The 18,485-nt window shown below is 72.7% G+C and carries 17 protein-coding genes; 11 read left to right on the top strand and 6 right to left on the bottom strand.

Annotated elements, in window-relative coordinates; genetic code table 11:
- Positions 1–20 precede the first annotated feature (20 nt).
- Complete coding sequence (locus PVK74_RS14330; protein WP_274479211.1) at positions 21–677, bottom strand: C39 family peptidase; 657 nt, start codon at positions 675–677, stop codon at positions 21–23.
- Positions 678–1,397: 720 nt separating this feature from the next.
- Positions 1,398–3,158 carry a beta-N-acetylhexosaminidase gene (locus tag PVK74_RS14325; RefSeq protein WP_274479210.1) on the bottom strand — a complete coding sequence of 587 codons (1,761 nt, stop codon included), beginning with the start codon at positions 3,156–3,158 and terminating at the stop codon, positions 1,398–1,400.
- A 310-nt stretch (positions 3,159–3,468) separates the two neighbouring features.
- Between PVK74_RS14325 and ppdK the strand changes: the two genes are divergently transcribed.
- From ppdK to PVK74_RS14275, 10 genes are all read left to right on the top strand, one after another.
- Positions 3,469–6,177 (top strand): pyruvate, phosphate dikinase, encoded by a 2,709-nt coding sequence (ppdK, locus tag PVK74_RS14320; protein WP_274479209.1) that lies wholly within the window; start codon positions 3,469–3,471, stop codon positions 6,175–6,177.
- Between the two features lie 117 nt (positions 6,178–6,294).
- A complete protein-coding gene (locus tag PVK74_RS14315) occupies positions 6,295–6,660 on the top strand; it encodes a VOC family protein (RefSeq protein ID WP_043329055.1) in 366 nt (121 codons plus the stop codon).
- Positions 6,647–7,882, top strand: a complete 1,236-nt coding sequence (locus PVK74_RS14310; RefSeq protein ID WP_140946238.1) for a deoxyguanosinetriphosphate triphosphohydrolase — start codon at positions 6,647–6,649, stop codon at positions 7,880–7,882. Before PVK74_RS14315 ends, PVK74_RS14310 begins: the two co-directional genes overlap by 14 nt.
- Positions 7,883–7,920: 38 nt before the next feature.
- Positions 7,921–8,757, top strand: a complete 837-nt coding sequence (locus tag PVK74_RS14305; RefSeq protein WP_274479208.1) for a siderophore-interacting protein — start codon at positions 7,921–7,923, stop codon at positions 8,755–8,757.
- 165 nt (positions 8,758–8,922) lie between these two features.
- A complete protein-coding gene (locus tag PVK74_RS14300; protein WP_274479207.1) occupies positions 8,923–10,557 on the top strand; it encodes a BCCT family transporter in 1,635 nt (544 codons plus the stop codon).
- A gap of 44 nt (positions 10,558–10,601) precedes the next feature.
- A complete protein-coding gene (locus PVK74_RS14295; RefSeq protein ID WP_104115043.1) occupies positions 10,602–11,576 on the top strand; it encodes an ABC transporter ATP-binding protein in 975 nt (324 codons plus the stop codon).
- Entirely contained in the window at positions 11,573–12,424 is an 852-nt protein-coding gene (locus PVK74_RS14290) for an ABC transporter permease (RefSeq protein WP_043329061.1), read from the top strand. Before PVK74_RS14295 ends, PVK74_RS14290 begins: the two co-directional genes overlap by 4 nt.
- Positions 12,425–12,434: 10 nt before the next feature.
- Positions 12,435–12,680 (top strand): helix-turn-helix transcriptional regulator, encoded by a 246-nt coding sequence (locus PVK74_RS14285; protein WP_013287928.1) that lies wholly within the window; start codon positions 12,435–12,437, stop codon positions 12,678–12,680.
- Positions 12,681–12,753: 73 nt separating this feature from the next.
- Positions 12,754–14,652 (top strand): DNA primase, encoded by a 1,899-nt coding sequence (dnaG, locus tag PVK74_RS14280; protein ID WP_166456725.1) that lies wholly within the window; start codon positions 12,754–12,756, stop codon positions 14,650–14,652.
- Positions 14,652–15,194 carry a hypothetical protein gene (locus PVK74_RS14275; RefSeq protein WP_043329065.1) on the top strand — a complete coding sequence of 181 codons (543 nt, stop codon included), beginning with the start codon at positions 14,652–14,654 and terminating at the stop codon, positions 15,192–15,194. The genes dnaG and PVK74_RS14275 overlap by 1 nt, the downstream gene beginning before the upstream one ends.
- Positions 15,195–15,286: 92 nt before the next feature.
- Here PVK74_RS14275 and PVK74_RS14270 read toward each other — a convergent pair whose 3' ends face one another.
- From PVK74_RS14270 to PVK74_RS14255, 4 genes are read right to left on the bottom strand one after another with little or no spacing between them, the layout of a single operon-like run.
- Entirely contained in the window at positions 15,287–15,541 is a 255-nt protein-coding gene (locus PVK74_RS14270; protein WP_043329066.1) for a type II toxin-antitoxin system Phd/YefM family antitoxin, read from the bottom strand.
- Positions 15,542–15,563: 22 nt separating this feature from the next.
- Positions 15,564–16,115: a TetR/AcrR family transcriptional regulator gene (locus PVK74_RS14265; protein ID WP_104115041.1), complete on the bottom strand. Its 552-nt coding sequence runs from the start codon at positions 16,113–16,115 to the stop codon at positions 15,564–15,566.
- The gene (locus tag PVK74_RS14260) at positions 16,112–16,903 is read right to left on the bottom strand and encodes an ABC transporter permease (RefSeq protein ID WP_274479206.1); all 792 of its coding nucleotides are present in this window, start codon (positions 16,901–16,903) and stop codon (positions 16,112–16,114) included. The genes PVK74_RS14265 and PVK74_RS14260 overlap by 4 nt, the downstream gene beginning before the upstream one ends.
- Before the next feature lie 36 nt (positions 16,904–16,939).
- Positions 16,940–17,761: an ABC transporter ATP-binding protein gene (locus PVK74_RS14255; RefSeq protein ID WP_274479205.1), complete on the bottom strand. Its 822-nt coding sequence runs from the start codon at positions 17,759–17,761 to the stop codon at positions 16,940–16,942.
- Between the two features lie 179 nt (positions 17,762–17,940).
- Between PVK74_RS14255 and PVK74_RS14250 the strand changes: the two genes are divergently transcribed.
- The gene (locus PVK74_RS14250) at positions 17,941–18,480 is read left to right on the top strand and encodes a GNAT family N-acetyltransferase (RefSeq protein WP_274479204.1); all 540 of its coding nucleotides are present in this window, start codon (positions 17,941–17,943) and stop codon (positions 18,478–18,480) included.
- The last annotated feature ends 5 nt before the right edge of the window (positions 18,481–18,485 follow it).

Here is an 18,485-nt window from a genome sequence, read left to right as displayed (position 1 = left end):
GTCGGGCCCTTCGTGTTCGGTCAGGAGCTGTAGCCGCGGCTGGCGATCCAGCGGGCGAGCTCGTCCACGTCCATCCGGTAGGAGGCCTGGTTCGGGTTCGCCGAGTCGGCGATCGTCACGACCTTCCCGCCGTCGCGGTAGCCCACGACGCTGATGTAGTGGCCGCCCTCGAAGGAGTGGGCGTTGCCGTCGGTGTCGGTCGCGGTGCCGGCGATGTTGGCCACCACGGCACGGCCGTCGTCGACGGTCTTGACCACGTCGGCGCGCAGCTTGTCGACCTTGTCGCGGTCGCGGGCCTTGTCCACGGGGATCTCGGTGGACTTGTAGACGTCCTTACCGGTCTCCTTGTTCAGTACCGGGGTGATGTCGTTGATGGAGTTGGTGCCGGCTTCGGTGGTGCCCATCTCGCGGGCCATGGCGTGTACGTCGATGTTCTTGCCCTGCACGCTCAGCGCGTTGCGGGCGGCGGCGGGGCCGCAGAAGTAGAAGTTGGGCTGGGCTTCGTAGCGGACGTCGAGTTCCCGCTCGCCGTGGCCCTTGCGGTCGGTGGTGACCTGGGCGGCGGCGCGCTCGGCCGGGGTGGCCTGGGCGGCGATGGCGGGGCCGGCGATGCCACCGGCGGTGGCGACGACACCAGCAGCGGTCAGAACGGTCTTGCGCAGCAGAGTGGTAGCCATGATCAGTTGCCTCTCTGTCGGGGGTACGCGGCGATGGGGGATGCCGCAAAGAAAGATCAGGTGGCCCGGTATGTGCGTCGGGCCGGTGGCTCGCTCGGGCGGCCAGGGGGACGGCCTGCTCCGGCGGCTCGGGGATGTAACGACCGGCGTCCCGGCCTCATTCCCAGCCCGCCGGAGGTGGGGCGGGGTGGTCGGCGGGTGCGGCGCGGTCTGCCATGTACAACGCCCCGCACCCCGCCCCGATTCCAGCCCAGCCGTGGCGCCCACCACCCCGAACCCGGACAATCCACCCAGCGCCCGCCCGGCGTTGATCAAGGAGTTCGTGTCCGACAGACCACCCAGAACAGACACAAACCCCTTGATCACCACCCGAGCGCCCAACCCTCGATCGCGATCTTGCGCTTGCGGCCCTTGAGGTGCCCGATTCGCACCTTTTTCCGGGGCGGCAACTGCAAGATCCCGCAAACTCCTTGGTCGACAACGCGCTTGGTGAGGGGTGTTCGCGGCTCCGGCGGGCGTGAGCTGTCCGTTTTCCGGCGCGCTGCCCTGGCCCTGGGTGTGATCAACTCCAGCTCGCCGAAGTGGTGGTGTCGCGGAGCCTCTGATGCCACCACCTCGCCGAGCTGGAGTCGATCAAGCCGCGGTGCCCCAAGACCTCCCGCCAGCAGCGGGCGATCATGAGGTTGGCGGCGGTTTGTGTCCGGTTTGTCGCCGCCAACCTCATGATCGACGAGGGCTGTCCTCCGGGCGGCGGCGCGGGGTGGGGACGGGTGTGGGGGTGGGGGGCCAGGGGATCTCGGGGGATGGGTGGAAGGTGATGCCGGCGGTGGCCCAGCGCGGGCCGTGGCCGGCGAGGCGGCTACGGAACCGCTGCCAGTCGTGCGTGGCACGCGGTGACCAGCCCAGCTCCGCGACGGCGGGCAGGCGGGGGAAGAGCATGTACTCGACCTCGGCCCGCGTACTCACCGACTCGGTCCACAGCGGCGCCTCCACGCCCAGCACGGCCTCGGCCGGTACGCCCCGCACGTGGGTGCCCGGATCCCACTCGTACGCCCGGCGCACGTCGATGAGACCCGCCCAGTCGTGCCCGATCGGGGTGTCCGGCGCGTACTTCATGTCCAGGTACGCGTGGTTGGCGGGGGAGAGGATCACCCGGGCGCCCCGGCGTACCGCGTCGGCGGTCTCCGGGTCGTCGCCGTTCGTGCCCCACCACTGCAGGACGCGCCCGTCGACGTGCCCGGCCGGGGCGAGCTGGTGCCAGCCGACCACCGTCTTGCCGGTGGCCTGCACCAGCCGCTGCGCCCGTTCCACGAAGGCGCGGTAGCTCTCGGCCGGCACCTTGAACGCCTCGTCGCCGCCGAGGTGCAGCCACGGCCCCGGCGTGAGCGCGGCCACCTCGCCGACCACGTCCGCGACGAAGGCGTACGTCCGCTCGTCGGCGGGGTCGATGTAGCTGAACCCGACCTCGGTGCCGGTGTAGGGCGGTGGCGCGACCTTGCCGGGTGCCAGTTCGGGGTACGCGAGAAGCGCCGCGTTGGTGTGGCCGGGCAGGTCGATCTCGGGCACCACGGTGACGTGTCGGCGGGCCGCGTACGCGACGATGCGCCGGTAGTCGTCCCGGGAGTACCAGCCGCCGGGGCCGCCGCCGACAGCTGTCGCGCCGCCCACCTCGGCGAGCCGGGGCCAGGAGTCGACGGCGATCCGCCAGCCCTGGTCGTCGGTGAGGTGCAGGTGCAGGTGGTTGAGCTTGTACCGGGCAAGGTGGTCGACCACCCGCAGCACGTCCTCGACGGGGAAGAAGTGCCGGGCCACGTCGAGCATGGCGCCCCGGTAGGGGAAACGCGGACGGTCGACGATGGTGCCACCGGGCACTGCCCAGCGGGTGGCGACCGGCGTGGGGCTCTCGATCGCCGCCGGCAGGAGCTGCCGTAGCGTCTGCGCGCCGTGGAACAGGCCGGCCGGGGTGGCGGCGGTGATCCGGACGCCGGTGGCGGTCACGTCGAGGCGGTAGCCCTCGCCCCCGAGCCCGCCGACGGCCGGCCCGCCGGAGCCGTCGTCCGTCGCCCGGGTCCCGGGAGCAGCGGCGGCATCCGGGGCGGACGGGGACAGCGTGAGCGTCAGCGGGCCGTCCCCCCGGGCGGGGACGTCGGTGACCGGCAGCGGGAAGCCGGTGGCCGGACGCAGCCAGGCGGCGAGCTGCTCGGCCACGTCCCGCCCGGCGGGGCTGACCCGCAGCGCCGCGTCCGCGCCCAGCGTGAAGTCGCCCGCGGGGTCCGGGAACACCTGCTCGGGCGCGGGCACCACGTCGTCGAGCCGGACCGGCGCCGGTCCGGCGAGCACCTCGGTGGCACGGCCCGCGGCGACACGCGCCAGCTCGGCGGCAGGCGTCGCCACGCCGGGCAGCAATTCACCCGGCGTGCTGGTGGGACGGGTGTCGGTCGGCTCCGGCCCGGTCTCCGGGGCGGTGGGTGTGGTCGGCACGGCGACGGCTCCGAGGGGTGTATTCGCGCGGGATATGGCAAAGGTGAGGATCCGCGGGACGCAGTCAGTCAAGAGTACGAGGGGAAGCGGAATTGCGTGATCGTGCTCGTGGAAGCGTTCCCAACAACCCGTACGAACGCGCATAGTGGCGACCGTTGTGCCGAAAGTCACCGAACGCTCCCAGGTTTCACGAAACTCGCCTAGCCTTCGGCCCACCGACGCTGACGAGCCGGGATTACCGGTGGTCACTCCCGGGGTATGTCCGAACTAAACCTTCGTTAAGTGTCAATGGCGCGCGTTGGAGGCTCTGGTGGAAGCGCAGGAATCGGGCGAGCACAAGTACGTGTACGACTTCGCCGAGGGCAACAAGGATTTGAAGGATCTGCTCGGCGGCAAGGGGGCCAACCTGGCCGAGATGACCAACCTCGGCCTGCCGGTTCCGCCCGGCTTCACGATCACCACCGAGGCCTGCAAGGCGTACCTGACGACCGGGCGTGAGCCCGACGGCCTGGCCGCGCAGATCGAGGCGCACCTGGAGTCCCTGGAGCGCGAGATGGGCCGCCGCCTCGGCGACCCGGACGACCCGCTGCTGGTCTCGGTACGCTCCGGCGCCAAGTTCTCCATGCCCGGCATGATGGAGACCGTCCTCAACGTGGGCCTCAACGACCGCAGCGTGGTCGGCCTCAGCAACCAGGCGGGTGGGAACGACAGGTTCGCCTGGGACTCCTACCGCCGGCTGATCCAGATGTTCGGCAAGACCGTCTGCGAGGTGCCGGGCGAGGAGTTCGAGCACGCGCTGGACGAGATCAAGAGCGCCAAGGGCACCCACAACGACCTCGACCTGGACGCCGACGACCTGCGGGGGCTGGTCGACGCGTACAAGAAGATCTTCGCCAAGCACACCGGCCGCGAGTTCCCGCAGGAGCCGCGTGAGCAGCTCGACCTCGCCATCCGCGCGGTCTTCGACTCGTGGAACGCGGAGCGGGCGATCCTCTACCGCCGCCAGGAGCGCATCCCGGCCGACCTGGGCACCGCCGTCAACGTGGTGGCGATGGTCTTCGGCAACCTCGGCCCCGACTCGGGCACCGGCGTCGCGTTCACCCGCGACCCGGGCAGCGGCGCGCAGGGCATCTACGGCGACTACCTGGCCAACGCCCAGGGCGAGGACGTGGTCGCCGGCATCCGCAACACCGTGCCGTTGCAGGAGCTGGAGCAGCTCGACAAGACCTCCTACGACCAGCTGCTCGGCATCATGGCCCGGCTGGAGGAGCACTACAAGGACCTCTGCGACATCGAGTTCACCATCGAGCGCGGCAAGCTCTGGATGCTGCAGACCCGGGTCGGCAAGCGCACCGCCGCCGCCGCGTTCGTCATCGCCGGGCAGCTCGTCGACGAGGGCCTGGTCGACCTGGACGAGGCGCTGCACCGGGTCAACGGCGCGCAGCTCGCCCAGCTGATGTTCCCGCGCTTCCAGCTCGACCACGAGTTCGAGGCGGTCGCCAAGGGCATCGGCGCCTCCCCGGGCGCCGCGTCCGGCAAGGTCGTCTTCACCTCGGCCCGGGCGGTCGAGCTGGCCGCCGAGGGCGAGTCGGTCATCCTGGTCCGCCGGGAGACCAACCCGGACGACCTCAACGGCATGATCGCCGCCAAGGGCATCCTGACCTCCCGGGGCGGCAAGACCAGCCACGCCGCGGTGGTGGCCCGCGGCATGGGCAAGACCTGCGTCTCCGGCGCCGACGAGCTGGACGTGAACGTGCCGGCGAAGAGGTTCACCGTGGGCGACCACGTGGTGAACGAGGGCGACGTGGTCTCGATCGACGGCACCACCGGCAAGGTGTACCTCGGCGAGGTGCCGGTCATGCCGTCCGAGGTGGTGCAGTACTTCGAGGGCGAACTCGACCCGGAGAACACCGACGACGCGCTGGTCCGCTCCGTACACCGGATCATGACGCACGCCGACGCGGCGCGGCGGCTGCGCGTGCGCACGAACGCCGACACCGGCGCGGACGCGGCCCGGGCCCGGCGCTTCGGCGCCGAGGGCATCGGCCTGTGCCGCACCGAGCACATGTTCCTCGGCGACCGGCGCGAGCTGGTCGAGCGGCTCATCCTGGCCTCCGGCGCGCGGGAGCGGGAGGACGCGCTCGCGGCGCTGCTGCCGCTGCAGCGGGCCGACTTCATCGAGATCTTCCGGGAGATGGACGGCCTTCCGGTCACCGTGCGGCTGATCGACCCGCCGCTGCACGAGTTCCTGCCCCCGCTGGAGCAGCTCGCGGTGAACGTCGCGGTCGCGCAGGAGCGCGGTGAGGACGTCGCGAAGGAGGAGGCGCTGCTCGCCGCCGTCCGGCGGATGCACGAGGAGAACCCGATGCTGGGTCTGCGCGGCGTCCGGCTCGGCCTGGTCATCCCGGGCCTGTTCGCCATGCAGGTCCGCGCGATCGCCGAGGCCGCCGTGGCGGTCGTCCGCGACGGCGGCAGGGCCTGCCCGGAGATCATGGTGCCGCTCGTCGGGGCCGTGCAGGAGCTGGAGACGGTACGCGCCGAGGCCGAGCGGATCATCGCCGAGGTGGTCGGGGACAGCGGCGTCGAGGTGCTGATCGGCACGATGATCGAGGTGCCCCGGGCGGCGCTGACCGCCGGGCAGATCGCCGAGGCGGCCGAGTTCTTCTCCTTCGGCACCAACGACCTGACCCAGATGGGCTGGGGCTTCTCCCGCGACGACGTGGAGGGCGCGTTCTTCTGGCGCTACCTGGAGCTGGGCATCTTCGGCATCTCGCCGTTCGAGTCGATCGACACCGACGGCGTCGGCCGGCTGGTCCGCATCGCCGCCGAGGAGGGCCGGGCGGCCCGCCCGGGCCTGAAGCTGGGCGTCTGCGGCGAGCACGGCGGTGACCCGGACTCGGTGCACTTCTTCCACGAGGTCGGCCTGGACTACGTCTCCTGCTCGCCGTTCCGGGTGCCGGTGGCGCGCCTGGAGGCCGGCCGGGCGGCGATCACCACCACCGGCTCCGACTCCCGCTGACGCCGACGCGGGGCCGCCGGTGTTCATCGACGGCCCCGCGTACCGCCTGGCGCGCCTTTCCGGCCTCCTCGGCGTAACCTGAGCTTCCGCCACGTGTCGATCAGGAGGGGTGGGCGCATGACCGCCGTCTGGGAGAACCTGACCATCGACGCCCGGGACCCGTCCCGGCTCGCCAGTTGGTGGGCGGAGGCGCTCGGTTATCAGGTGGTCACCGACAAGCCGGACGAGGTGGAGATCCGCCGCACCCCCGACACGCTGCCCGGTCTCGTCTTCGTCCCGGTCGCCGGGCCGAAGGAGGGGAAGAACCGGCTGCACATCGACCTGCGCCCGGCCGACCTGGAGGCCGAGGTCGAGCGCCTGGTCGACATGGGCGCGCGGCACGTCGACATCGGCCAGGGAGACGTGGAGTGGACGGTGCTCGCCGACCCGGAGGGCAACGAGTTCTGCGTGTTGCGCCAACGCGGCAACGGTGACCGGGGCTGACGACGCGGCGCGGCTGGTCGACGAGGCGCCGAAGGACACCGGGTACGGCCGGTCGCCGTTCGAGCGGGACCGCGCCCGGGTGCTGCACTCGGCGGCGTTCCGGCGGCTCGCCGCGAAGACGCAGGTGCACACCGCCGGCACCGACGACTTCCTGCGTACCCGCCTGACCCACTCGCTGGAGGTCGCGCAGATCGCCCGCGAGATGGGCGCCCGCCTCGGCTGCGACCCCGACGTGGTGGACACCGCCGGGCTGGCCCACGACCTGGGTCACCCGCCGTTCGGGCACAACGGCGAGTACGCGCTGGACGAGCTGGCCGCCGCCTGCGGCGGGTTCGAGGGCAACGCGCAGACGCTGCGGGTGCTCACCCGGCTGGAGGCCAAGGTGCTCACAGCGGACGGGCGTTCGGCCGGGCTGAACCTGACCCGGGCCGCGCTGGACGCGGTGAGCAAGTACCCGTGGCCGCGCCGGCCCGGTGAGCGCAAGTTCGGCGTGTACGCCGATGACCGCCCGGTCTTCGACTGGCTGCGCGAGGGCGCGCCGCCCGGCACCCGGCGCTGCCTGGAGGCCCAGGTGATGGACTGGGCCGACGACGTGGCGTACTCGGTGCACGACGTCGAGGACGGCATCCACGGCGGATACGTCGACCTGCGCCCGCTGCTGGCCGACGCGGACGAACGGCGGGCGCTCTGCGCCGACGTGTCCGCCACGTACTCGGGTGAGGCGCCGGAGGACCTGGGCGAGGTGCTCGCCGACCTGCTCGCCGACCCGGTGCTCGCCCCGCTGGCCGCGTACGACGGCAGCCACCGTGCGCTCGCCGCGCTGAAGGCCACCACGAGCGTGCTCACCGGGCGGTTCGTCTCCCGCGTGGTGGCCGCCACGCAGCAGCGCCACGGGCCCGGCCCGCACCGCCGCTACGCCGCCGACCTGGAGGTGCCGCGCCGGACCCGGGCGCAGTGCGCGCTGCTCAAGGGCATCGCGCTGCGGTACGTGATGCGCCGCCCCGGTGCCGAGGGCCGGTACGCGCGGCAGCGCGACGTCCTGGCCGGGCTGGTGACGGCGCTGCTGGACCGGGCGCCGGACGCGCTCGACCCGGTGTTCGCGCCGTTGTGGCGGGAGGCGGCGGACGACGCCGGACGGCTGCGCGTGGTGATCGACCAGGTCGCCTCGCTCACCGATCCGGCCGCGCTGGCCTGGCACGCCCGCCTGGTGTCGCCGAGCTGACCGGATCACCCCGGCGAGCTTAGGTTAGCCTAAGTGGCATGACGGACCGCCCGAAGAAGCTCACCGCCGCCACGGTCGTCCGGACCACGCGGCCCACCCCGCACCTGATCCGCCTGGTCCTGGGCGGTCCCGAGCTGGCCGGGCTGCCGGTGGGCGCGTACACCGACCACTACGTGAAGTTCGTCTTCCCGCCGGCCGGGGTGACCTACCCGTACCCGGTCGACCTGGCGACGATCAAGCGGGAGTTCCCGGCGGAGCAGTGGCCGCGCCTGCGCGCGTACACGGTGCGGGCCTGGGACGCCGCGGCGGGTGAGATGACGGTGGACGTGGTGCACCACGGCGACGAGGGGCTGGCCGGGCCGTGGGCGGCGGCGCTGCGGCCCGGCGACCGGGTGTTGTTCACCGGGCCGGGCGGCGCGTACGCGCCGGACCCGGCCGCCGACTGGCACCTGCTGGCGGGCGACGAGAGCGCGCTGCCGGCCATCGCCGCCGCCCTGGAGCGGCTGCCGGCGGGCGCGCGGGCGAAGGTGTACGTCGAGGTCGGCGGCCCGGCCGACGAGCTGCCCCTGACCAGTGCGGGCGCTGTCGAGGTGTGCTGGCTGCACCGCGACGGCCGCCCGTACGGCGAGCCGCTGGTCGAGGCGGTGCGGGCGCTGGAGTTCCCGCCCGGCCGGGTGCACGCGTTCGTGCACGGCGAGGCCGGCGCGGTGAAGGAGCTGCGGCGGCTGCTGCGGGTCGAGCGCGGCGTGCCCCGGGGCGACCTGTCCATCTCCGGCTACTGGCGGCAGGGCCTGGACGACGAGGGCTGGCGCTCCACCAAGCCGGCCTGGAACGCCGCGGTGGAGGCCGAGGAGGCCGCCACCGTCCCCTCCTGACCGCCCTCGCCGCCCGCCGCCCCCGCTCCCGACGCCGATCTTGGAGTTGTGGCGCCTCTGATACCGGTGTGAAGCGGGCATCCTGGGCGCCACAACTCCATGATCGACGGAGGCGGAGTGGGCGTTTCGTCCTACCCGGGCGGCTGCGCTGCCCAGGATGGGGTCATGGGGGAAGACGTGGGGGAGCGGGCCGGGACGCAGCCGGCCGACCGGGTGGTGCTCGGGGTCGGCGTGGCCGGGGTGCTGGCCGTGGTGGCCTGGGGCGTGTTCGCGCGTGGTTCCCTGGCGTCGTTCGGCGCGGCCGGGCTGAGTTGGACCGTGAGCACGTTCGGCTGGTTCTTCGTGCTCGCGGCGGACGCCTTCCTGGTGCTGGCGGTCGTCGTGGCCGCCTCCCGGTTCGGCCGGATCCGGCTGGGCGCCGACGACGACGAGCCGGAGTTCGACACGCTGGCCTGGGTCGCCATGATGTTCAGCGCCGGCATGGGCATCGGCCTGGTGTTCTTCGCCGTGGCCGAACCGATCCAGCACTACGCGACGCCGCCTCCCGCCTCCGGCGTCGCGCCGCAGACCGGGGCCGCCGCCGCGACCGCCATGCAGTACACGCTCTTCCACTGGACGCTGCATCCGTGGGGCATCTACGCGATCGCGGCGCTGGCCCTGGCGTACTCGACGTTCCGCAAGGGGCGGGGCAACCGCATCTCGTCCGCGTTCACGCCGCTGCTCGGCGACCGGACCGACGGCCCGCTCGGCCGCGCGATCGACCTGCTCGCCGTCTTCGCCACCGTGTTCGGCTCCGCGACCAGTCTCGGGCTGGGTGCGCTCCAGGTGGCGGCCGGCCTCGACCTGGTGGCCGGTGTGCCGGACGGCCGGGCCGTCGAGCTGACGATCATCGGCGCGCTCACGCTCGCGTTCGTCGTCTCCGCCTTCTCCGGACTGCACCGGGGCGTCAAGTGGCTGTCCACCACGAACGTGCTGATCGCCGTCGTACTGATGCTGTTCGTGTTCGTGGTCGGTCCGACCGTCTACACGCTGGAGGTGTTGCCGGCCTCGGTCGGTGACTACCTGAGCGGCCTGGTGCGCATGTCGACGCGTACCGGGGCGTTCTCCGATCCGGCCTGGCTGGGCTCGTGGACCATCTTCTACTGGGCGTGGTGGATCTCCTGGGCGCCGTTCGTGGGCACGTTCATCGCCCGCATCTCACGCGGCCGTACGGTCCGCCAGTTCCTGATCGGGGTGCTGCTGATACCCAGCGGCGCGAGCACCGTCTGGTTCGCGGTGATGGGCGGGACCGCCCTGCGTACGCAGACCACCGGCACCCGGGACCTGGTGGCCGACGTGGAAGCCGGGTCCGAGCAGGCGCTGTTCGGGCTGCTCGACGCGCTGCCGCTGGCCACGCTGACGAGCGTGCTCGCCATGGTGCTGATCGCGCTCTACTTCGTCACCAGCGCGGATTCGGCGTCGCTGGTGCTCGGCTCGCTCAGCTCGCGCGGCGCGCTGCGGCCGCACCGCGGGGTGGTGGTGCTCTGGGGTGTGCTGATCGGCGCTGTCGCGGCGGCGTTGCTGCTGGCCGGCGGGCTGGCCGCGCTGCAGCAGGCGACCATCCTGGTCGCGCTGCCGTTCGTCGTGGTGATGCTGGGCCTGGCCGTCGCGGTGCTCCGGGAGATGGCCGCCGATCCGGTGCTGCGCGCCGGGCCCCGGCCCCGCCGCTCCGGCCTGGCCGCCGCGGTGAACGCGGCCCGGTCGTACGAGGAGGAGGAGCCGCCCCCCGTCACCCGCTGGTTCCACAGTCGGCGCCGCTGAGTGGGGGTACCTCGGTTTGTAGTATAGGTGCTACATTTCGAGGCATGACTGCGGTCGAACTTCCTGGGGCCGTCGCGTCCCCCCGACCGCCCGACGAGGATCTCGTCCTCGACGTGCGGGATCTGCGTATGCGCTACGGCGCCGTCGACGTGCTGCACGGCGTCGACCTGACCGCCCGGCGGGGCGAGGTGGTGGCGCTGCTCGGGCCCAACGGCGCCGGCAAGACCACCACCATCGAGATCCTCGAAGGCTTCCGGCTGCCCTCGGCCGGCACGGTGCGCGTGCTCGGCAGCGACCCGGCCCGCGGCGACGAGCGGTGGCGCGCACGACTGGGCGTGGTGCTCCAGTCCTGGCGCGACCACGGCAAGTGGCGGGTACGGGAACTGCTCGCGCACCTCGGCGACTTCTACGCGCCGTACGGCACCGACCGGATCCCGCGCCCGTGGCCGGTCGACGAGCTGCTGGAGACGGTGGGCCTGACCGCGCACGCCGGCAGCCGGGTGTCGCGGCTCTCCGGCGGTCAGCGCCGCCGGCTGGACGTGGCTGTCGGCATCGTCGGCCGCCCGGAGCTGCTGTTCCTGGACGAGCCCACTGTCGGCTTCGACCCGGCCGCCCGGCGCGAGTTCCACGAACTGGTGCACCGCCTGGCCGACCTGGACGAGACCACGATCGTGCTGACCACGCACGACCTGGCCGAGGCGGAGAAGCTGGCCGACCGCATCCTCATCCTGGCCGGCGGCCGGATCATCGCCGAGGGGTCGCCCGACCAGCTCGCCCGGCGCGTCGCGGGGGACGCCGAGGTGCGCTGGACCCGCGACGGCGAGCGGTACGTGCACGCCACCCCCGACGCCACCGCGTTCCTGCGCGACCTGCTCCGCGAGCACGGCGACCGGATAGGCGAGCTGGAGGTGCGCCGGGCCAGCCTGGAGGACGCGTACCTGGCGCTGGTGCACGAGGAGGAGACCGGCATCCGGACCGGCCGGGCCGAGCGGGTGTGGCAGCAGGAGGCGGACCGATGAACCCGACCACGAACGCGCTACGGGCCGGGCTGCGCCGCGGCGTGATCGAGCTGCGCGCGACGTTCACAAACGGCCAGGATCTCTGGACCTACTTCTTCCCCACCGTGGTGCTGCTGATCGCGGTGTTCTGGATGCGCGGCTCGACGGTGCCGGGCACCGACTTCTCGCTCGGCGCCCGTACGCTGCCCAGCGCGCTCGGCATGGGCCTGCTCTTCGGCGGCCTGCTCGGGCTGGCCAACCAGCTCGTCATCGACCGGGAGGACGGCACGCTGCTGCGCGCCAAGGCCATCCCGGACGGCATGCTCGGCTACCTGGTCGGCAAGATCGTGCTGGTCTCGGCGGTCGCGCTGATCGGCGTGGTCATCCAGCTCACGCCCGGGCTGTTCTTCCTGGACGGGCTGCGGCTCGGCGACCCGGGCGCCTGGCTCACGCTGGCCTGGGTGGTGCCGCTCGGGCTGGTGGCGACGCTGCCGCTGGGCGCGGTGATCGGCTCGCTGATCGAGAACCCGCGCAACATGGGCCTGGTGGTGATGCCGATCTTCGGCCTGATCGCGCTGTCCGGCATCTTCTATCCGATCAACGGCCTGCCCGGCTGGCTCCAGGGCGTCGCCCAGGTGTTCCCGCTCTACTGGCTAGGCTTGGGCATGCGCTCGGCGCTGCTCCCCGGCGACCTGGCAGCAGTCGAACTCGGCGGCTCCTGGCGGCACCTGGAGACGGTCGGCGTGCTCGGCGCCTGGGCGGTGCTCGGGCTCGTGCTGGCCCCGGTGGTGCTGCGCCGGATGGCCCGCCGGGAGTCCGGCTCGCGGGTCGCGGCCCGGCGGGAGCGGGCCATGCAGCGGGTCGGATGAGAGGGCGTCGATGAGCGAGACCGTGCACAACCGGATCGCGGTGCTGCGCGCCGAACGGGGCATCTCCCGGCGGCAACTCGCCGACGCGCTCGGTGTGCACTACCAGACCGTCGGTTACCTGGAGCGCGGCGAGTTCCGGCCCAGCCTGCACCTGGCGCTGCGCATCGCCGCGTACTTCGAGGTGCCGGTCGAGGTGGTCTTCTCCATCGAGCCGTTCCCGCGTATCGGCGACCCCGCGGCGGCCCGCTCGGCCTGAGCCGGCGGGGACGGGCGTGGTCGGCCACACGCCCGTCCCCCCGGCCGCCGGATCGTCGGTCCGGCAGGGCAGGATGTACGCCGAGGGGGTGGCGGTCATGGCGGGGCGGATCCGGGACGAGGACATCGCGCTGGTCCGCGAGCGCACCGCCATCGCGGACGTCATCTCCGAGGTGGTGACGCTCAAGTCGGCCGGTGGCGGCAACCTCAAGGGGCTCTGCCCGTTCCACGACGAGAAGAGCCCGTCGTTCAACGTCTCGCCCGCCCGCAACGTGTTCTACTGCTTCGGCTGCGGGGTCGGCGGCGACGCGATCAAGTTCCTGATGGACGCCGAGCACCTCAGCTTCGTCGAGTCCGTCGAGCGGCTGGCCGCCCGCGCCGGCATCCAGTTGCGCTACGTCGAGGACGACAGGTCCGCGCCGCGTCCCCGCCCGCAGCAGGGGCAGCGGCAGCGCCTGGTGGCCGCGCACGCCGCCGCCGTCGACTTCTACCGGGCCCAGCTCACCACCGCCGGCGCGCGCCCGGCCCGCGAGTTCCTCGCCGGGCGCGGCTTCGACCGGTCCGCCGCCGAGCGGTACGGCTGCGGCTTCGCCCCCGACGGGTGGGACCTGCTCACCAAGCACCTGCGCCAGCAGGGCTTCACCCACGACGAGCTGGTCACCGCCGGGCTGTCCCGCCCGGCCCGCTCCGGTTCGCTGATCGACCGGTTCCGCCGCCGCCTGATGTGGCCGATCCGGGACATCACCGGTGACGTGATCGGCTTCGGCGCCCGCAAGCTGTTCGACGACGACGACGGCCCGAAATACCTGAACACCCCCGAGACGCCGATCTACAAGAAGTCGCACGTGCTCTACGGCATCGACCAGGCCAAGCGGGAGATCGCCAAGCAGGGCAAGGTGGTGGTGGTCGAGGGCTACACCGACGTGATGGCCTGCCACCTCGCCGACGTGCCGACGGCGGTGGCGACCTGCGGCACGGCGTTCGGCGGCGACCACATCTCGGTGCTGCGCCGGGTGCTGTTCGACAGCGACGAACGGGCCGGCGAGATCATCTTCACCTTCGACGGTGACGCCGCCGGGCAGAAGGCCGCGTTGCGCGCGTTCGAGGACGACCAGCGCTTCGTCGGGCGTACCTTCATCGCGGTCAGCCCCGACAACATGGACCCGTGCGAGCTGCGCCTGGCAAAGGGCGACCTGGCCGTGCGCGACCTGGTGGCCCGCCGAGAGCCGCTGGTCGACTTCGCGCTCCGGCACGTGATCAGCCGGTTCGACCTGGACACCGTCGACGGCCGGGTCGAGGCCATGCGCCGCGCCGCGCCGCTGGTGGCGAAGATCAAGGACCGGGAGAAGCGCCCGGAGTACGTGCGCAAGCTCGCCGGCGACCTCGGCATGGAGATCGAGCCGGTGCAGCGCGCGGTGCTCAACGCGGCACACGGGCCGCAGGCCGGCGGCGCCGCCCCCGCCGCCCCGGCCCGCCCCGGCCGGGCCACGCCCGCTGTGGACAGTCCGCGTTCCATGGTGGAGCGGGAGGCGCTCAAGCTGGCGTTGCAGGAGCCGGTGCTGGCCGGTCCGATGTTCGACGCGGTCGAGGTGACCGACTACCAGCACCCGGTGCACGTCGCGGTACGCGCCGCCGTGGCGGCGGCCGGCGGCGCGTCCACCGCCACCGGCGGCGCGGTCTGGATCGAACGGGTCCGCGACGCCTGCGACGACCTGGCCGGGCAGGCGCTCATCGGCGAGCTGGCGGTGGAGCCGCTGCGCATCGACGGCGAGCCGGACCCGAGGTACGTCTCGATCACCATGGCCCGGCTCCAGTGGAGTTCGGTCACCGGCCGCATCCGTGACCTCAAGTCGAAGATCCAGCGGGTCAACCCGGTGAGCAACAAGGACGAGTACTTCGCCCTGTTCGGGGAACTGCTGTCGCTGGAACAGCACGCACGGGCACTGCGCGAGCAGGCCGCCGGAGGATTGTGATGGGACTGTTCAACCGCCGGCCGAAACTGCCGTCCGCCGACCGGCCGCCGCTGGCCGCCGACGAGCGGGTGCTCGCCTGGGCCGCCGCCGGCACCGGCGAGGGCGGCAACGACGGCGTGCTGGTCGCCAGCAACCGTGGCCTCTGGCTGCCCGGCCGGGTGGAGCGACTCGGCTGGCACGACATCCTCAAGGCGGTCTGGTCCGGCCGCGAGCTGACTGTCACCCCGGCCGAGCCGGTCGCCGAGCGCGACGGCTACCTGGTGGTGGCGGACGGCCTGCCCGAGACGTACCTGCTCGTCGACCCGGGTGACCTGCCGCACCAGGTCCGGGACCGGGTCACCGGCTCGGTGGCGTACACCTCGCACCACGAGATGCCCGGCGGCTCCGGGCGGATCGCCGCCCGGCGGGTGCCCGGCGTCGACGGGCTGACCTGGACGGTCCGCTACGACCCGGGGACGCCCACCGACGACGAGGACGTGGCCGCCGAGACCGCCCGGCTGGTCGCAGCGGCGCGGGCCGCCACCACCCCCGCCGACGTCTGAGGTCTACACCTTGAGGACGTCGACCTCGTAGAGCGGGATGGTGGCGTCGCCGGTGATGGCCCAGAGCGCGACGTGGGTGTCCAGCAGCAGGGTCATGCGCCGATCCCGAAGTCGGCGGCGATCTCGGCGTTGGTCTGTGGCGAATCCCAGTCACCCGAGAGGTCCACCTGCCCCGCGAGGGAGCCGATCGCCGTGCGGTCGGTCCGGCGCACCAGCGGTACGACCTTCGCCACGGGGGTGCCCGCCCGGTCGATGATGATCTCTTCGCCGCGTTCCACCCGCTCGATGATGCGCGACAGGTGGGTCTTGGCATCATGCATGTTGTAGTGCACAGCCTCAGCCGACATGGCGCGCCCTCCTTGGCTTAGTTTAGGCACGTGGGCGGGCGCCGTCGAGGAAGAGCGCGACGACCCGGGCGGGGCCGTTCTCGTCGGTGAGGTCGGTCGCGCGGGCCAGGTGCAGGAACGCGTTCATCAGGAACTCCGGTTCGCCGGTGACCGCGCCCTCGGCACGGGCGTCGGCGAAGAACCGGGTGACCGGGGCCAGCATCAGGGCGACGTAGAGGCCCGAGACGTGCTCGCTGGTCTCGGCGGAGACGAGCGGCAGCGTGTCGTAGATGCGCTGCTCGAACGTGATCGCGTCGCCGTGCTGACCGGCGGCGACGGTGGCGAGCGCGTGCAGCCGGTGCGGCACGTCGCCGGGGCCGGCCAGCGCCGCCGAGATCCTGCCGCCGACGTCCCGGATGTACCGCTCCGCCACCGCGATGTAGAGGTCCTCCTTGCCGCCCGGGAAGTGGTGGTAGATGGACGGCTTCTGGATGCCGACGCTGCGGCCGACGCCGACCAGGGAGATGCCCTGGTAGCCGGTCGCGGCGAGCTGTTCGGCGAAGGCATCCATGATCTGGGTGCGGGTGTCGCTCATCGGTTCTTCCTGGCGTGGTGGAGGGCGAGGGCGCAGGCGGCGGTTCCGGCGACGGTGAGGGCGGCGAGCGCCGCGACGCCGATCGGGGCCGCGGCGAGCGGCGTGCCGCCGCCGAGCTGCCGGGCGGTGTCGACGATATAGGTGAGCGGGTTGACCGTGGCGATCACCCGCATCCAGCCGGCGAGTTCGTCGACCGGCGCGAACACGCCGGTGAAGAACGACAGGCCGAACACGACGAGCGTGACCAGGTTGGTGGTGGACGCCGAGCCCGACCGGATGGCGAGCGCCGTGCTCAGCAGCGCGACGCCGAGTCCGAGCGCGAGCATCAGCAGGAGCATTCCGGCGACGCCGGACCAGCTCGCCGGCCGGTAGCCGATCGCGACGGCCCCGGCGACGGTCACCACCATCTGGAGTACGACAGCGAGCAGCGCGGCGACGACCGGGCCGACGAGGAACGGCGTCGTGGTCCCGTGGGCGAGCCGGAGGCGGTCCAGGTATCCGCTGGTGATGTCGCCCAGCACGAGCGTGCCGGCCGCGCCCGCGCCGGTGGCGACGCCGGTGAGCAGGATCAGCGGCAGCAGGAACGCGATGAAGCTCGTCCCGCCCAGATAGGTGCTGCCCACGGCGTCGAGCTGCCCGGCGTAGACGAGCAGGAAGAACAGGGACTGGGCGACCGGGGCCACGAGCAGCGCCGGGGTACGGAGCACGGCCCGGGTCGAGCGTCTGATCGCCGCGAGGACGGCCGGGGCCGAAGAGCGGCGGGGCGGGGTGAGCGCGAGCGGGAGCACGGTGTCGGGCCTTTCGGGGTGCGGTGGGGGCGCGCCTCAGCGTGCGGCGAGGGCGACGAAGACGTCGTCGAGGGAGGGCTCGGCGAGATGGAGCCGGGTGATGTCGGCGGCGATCGCGCCGGCTTCGTGCAGGGCAGCGGTCAGCGCGCGGGGGTCGTCGGGGACGCTGAGGCGTACCCGGTCCGGGTGGTCGGGGTCGGCGCGGAACCCGGCTTCGGACGCGGCGACGAGCGCGGTCGCGGCGGCGGCGTCGGACAGGTCGAGCGTGAGCGTTCGGGCGCCGACGCGCCCCTTGAGCGACGCCGGTGGGCCCTGGGCGACCACCCGGCCGTCCCGTAGCACGGCGATCTCCGTGGCCAGCACGTCGGCCTCGTGCAGGTCCTGGGTCGAGATGAGCAGCGAGGTGCCGCTGTGGTTGAGGCGGGTCAGCTCGGTCCAGAAGTCGATGCGTGCGAGCGGGTCCAGGCCGGTGGTCGGCTCGTCCAGGATCACCACTGCGGGCTCGGCGACGAGCGCCACCGCCAGGTCCAGCTTGCGGCGGGTGCCGCCGGAGAGCTTGGCCACCCGGGACGAGCGCTGCTCGGCCAGGCCGAACAGTTCGACGAGTTCCCGCGTGCGGCGGGCCCGCTGCCGGCGGCCGAGCCCGAGCGCCACGCCGTGGAATTCGAGCACCTCCGCCGGGGTGGCGAGGGGGTCCAGCGCGTTGGACTGCGGCGCCAGGCCGATCAGCCGCCGTGCGTCCCGCGCCTGGGTCACGGTGTCGAAGCCGCCGACGCGCACCGAGCCCGAGGTCGGGGTGCGCAGGGTGGCGATGATCTCCAGCAGCGTGGACTTGCCGGCGCCGTTGTGGCCGAGCACGACGAACCGGCTGCCGGCGCGACGGCGAGGTCGAGCGCGCGCAGGGCGTCGCGTGTCCCGTAGGTCTTGGTCAGGGCGGAGGCGAGGACGAGCGGGGTCATGCCAGCCACCCTACCGACCGGTCGGTAGGGTGGCCAAATCCGATTGCCGACCCGCTCCGTCGCCGCTAGCGTCGCGGCATGTTCGCCACCGAGCGCGTCCGTCTGCGCCCTCCCACCCCCGACGACGCGCCGGACCTGTTCCGCCTGCACAGCGACCCGGAGCTGCACCTGATCACCGACGACGAGCCGTTCCTGCCGCACCATGTCGGGCAGGTCCGGGCCCGGCTGGAGAAGCGCGCCGCCGAGCAGCCGGAAGCCGGCGCTCCGGTGTCACTGCTGGCCGAGACCGTCGCCGACGGCACGTTCCTCGGCACCGGCGTGCTGTGGGGGATCAACACCTTCAACGGGTACGCCCACCTCGGCATCACGCTGCTGCCCGAGGCGCGCGGCCAGGGCTACGGCACCGAGGTGATCCGGCTGCTCTGCCGGTACGGCTTCCGCAACCGCAACCTGCGGCGCCTGGAGATCGAGACGCTGGCCGGCAACACGGCGATGCGGCGTACCGCCGAGCGGTGCGGCTTCGTCCACGAGGGCACCCAGCGGGAACGCGGGTACGACGGCGACGGCTTCGCCGACATGGCCATCTACGGCCTGCTGCGGCGCGACTGGACGCCGTAGCGGGA

Origin of the sequence: Micromonospora chalcea (assembly GCF_028768405.1) — a bacterium.
Classification (GTDB): Bacteria; Actinomycetota; Actinomycetes; order Mycobacteriales; family Micromonosporaceae; genus Micromonospora; species Micromonospora chalcea.
Note: the sequence above shows the minus strand (reverse complement) of the source record. Positions and strands in the feature narration are given on the sequence as shown.